Annotated in this window: 1 protein-coding gene; it reads right to left on the bottom strand. The window is 71.2% G+C overall.

The genetic code is table 11. The features are described 5' to 3' along the window. The coding region (locus IEY86_RS37940) for an SDR family NAD(P)-dependent oxidoreductase (protein ID WP_189136071.1) at positions 1-2,355 on the bottom strand (2,355 nt) is incomplete at both ends.

Genomic DNA, 2,355 nt, shown 5'->3' with positions numbered 1-2,355 from the left:
TGGTTCACCGCGGACCCGGCCACCACCGCCCAGACCGTGTGCCCCCTGCGCCGCGCCTGCGACAGCCGCTCCACCAGGAGCACCCCCACCCCCTCGGACCACACCGTCCCATCGGCCGTATCCGAGAACGCCTTGCACCGGCCGTCCGCCGCCAACCCCCGCTGACGGCCGAACTCCAGGAAGGTGTCCGGCGTGGACATCACCGTCACACCGCCGGCCAGCGCCAGTTCGCACTCACCCGACCGAATGGCCTGGGCCGCCAAGTGCAAGGACACCAACGAGGACGAACACGCGGTGTCGACCGTGACCGCGGGCCCCTCGAGACCGAACGCATAGGAAACGCGGCCGGACGCCACACTGCCGTTCGTCCCGGTCAGCACATAGCCGTCGGACTCATGAACCCCCTCGCGCAAGCACGAGCCGTAGTCCTGGCCCATCACTCCGGCGAACACACCGGTCCGGGAGCCTCGCACCGAAGCCGGGTCGATACCANCATAGGTCCGCCCGGGCCGCCCGGGATCCGGGTCGAACAGGCCCTCCAGATCCCAGCCGCGATCCGTCGGGAACTCCCCGATCCCCTCACCCCCGCCGGCCACCAGCCGCCACAGGTCCTCCGGGGACTCCACCCCACCCGGGAACCGGCAGGCCATCCCGACGATGACCACCGGGTCGTCGTCAACGCCGACCAGCGCGGGCACGTGAGCATCCGCGCCCGCGGCATGGACGGACCCCGACACCTCGGCCAGCACATGGCGCGCCAGAGCCACGGGAGTCGGGTAGTCGAACACCGCTGTGGCCGACAACCGCAGTCCTGTCGCCGCGTTGACGCGGTTGCGCAGCTCCACCGACGTCAGCGAGTCGAAGCCCTGCGCCTTGAATGTCTGGTCGGGCTCGATGTCGGCGCCGGAGGAGTGCCCGAGGACTGCTGCCGCCTGAGCGCGTACCAGGTCAACGAGGAAACGGTCACGGTCGCCGGGCGCCAGGGCGGCAAGGCGCTGCTCGAGATCCGGTCGGCCACCGTCGCCGACGGCAGCCCGCGCGGTGCGGCGACTCGGCGTCCGGGCAAGTCCTCGCAGGAGCGTGGGAAGCACCGCCCCTTGCCAATGCAGCGCCCCGACATCGAGGTTCACCGGCAGAACGACGGCCCGCTCGAACCTGGACGCGCAGTCAAGGGCGGTGTCCAGCAGGTGGAGCCCCTGGTCGGCGGCCAGCGGAAGCATGCCGTTGCGCGCCATCCGCAGAAGGTCGGCGTCACTCAGTTCGCTGGTCATACCGGCGCCCGGCGCCCAAGGCCCCCACGCCAGCGACACAACAGGCAGGCCGAGTGCCCGGCGGTACTGCGCGAAGCCGTCCAGGAAGGCGTTGGCCGCCGAGTAGTTGGCCTGCCCGGCGCCGCCGAAGGTGCCTTGGACCGAGGAGAACGCCACGAACGTCGACAGGTCGAGGTCACGGGTCAGCTCATGAAGGTTCACCGTCGCGGCCACCTTCGGCCGCAACACCGTCTCCAGGCGCTCCGGTGTCAACGCGGAAACCACACCGTCGTCCAGCACCCCCGCCGTGTGCACGACCGCCGTCAAGGGATGCTCCACCCCCACCGACGACAGCAGCTCCGCGGCAGCCTGACGGTCCGCCACGTCACAGGCCTCGACCGTCACCTCGGCGCCCAGCGCCGTCAGCTCCGCGACCAGCTCCGCGGCGCCCGGCGCCTCGATCCCTCGCCGACTGACCAGCGCCAGATGGCGCACACCGCGCTCGGCCACCAGATGGCGGGCGACGAGAGCGCCGAGTCCACCGGTACCACCGGTGACCAGCACGGTGCCGTCCGGCTCCCACCCCGTCGGCAGCGTGAGGACCACCTTGCCCACATGGCGGGCCTGGCTCAGATGGCGGAAGGCCTCGGGGGCCCGGCGCACATCCCACACCGTGACCGGCAGGGGCTCCAGCAGCCCGGCGTCGAGCAGTCCCGCCAGGGCCGTCAGCATCTGCCCGATCCGCTCCGGCCCGACGTCCATGAGATCGAACGCCCGGTACTCCACGCCCGGGTGGTCCGCGGCCACGGCCTCGGGGTCGCGGACGTCGGTCTTGCCCATCTCCAGGAAACGTCCACCACGCGGCAGCAGCCGCAGTGACGCGTCGACGAACTCCCCCGCCAGCGAATCCAGCACCACATCCACACCACGACCGTCCGTCGCGGCCAGGAACGCCCGCTCGAAGTCCAGATCACGGGAGGAGGCGATACGCGCGTCGTCCAGGCCCATCGACCGCAGGGACTCCCACTTGCCCGCACTGGCCGTGGCGAAGACTTCCGCACCCATGTACCGCGCCAGTTGCAGCGCGGCCATACCGACACCGCCG

The organism is Wenjunlia tyrosinilytica (genome assembly GCF_014646055.1).
Classification (GTDB): domain Bacteria; phylum Actinomycetota; class Actinomycetes; order Streptomycetales; family Streptomycetaceae; genus Wenjunlia; species Wenjunlia tyrosinilytica.
The sequence above is the reverse complement of the archived record's forward strand: the minus strand, read 5'-3'. Positions and strand labels throughout refer to the sequence as shown.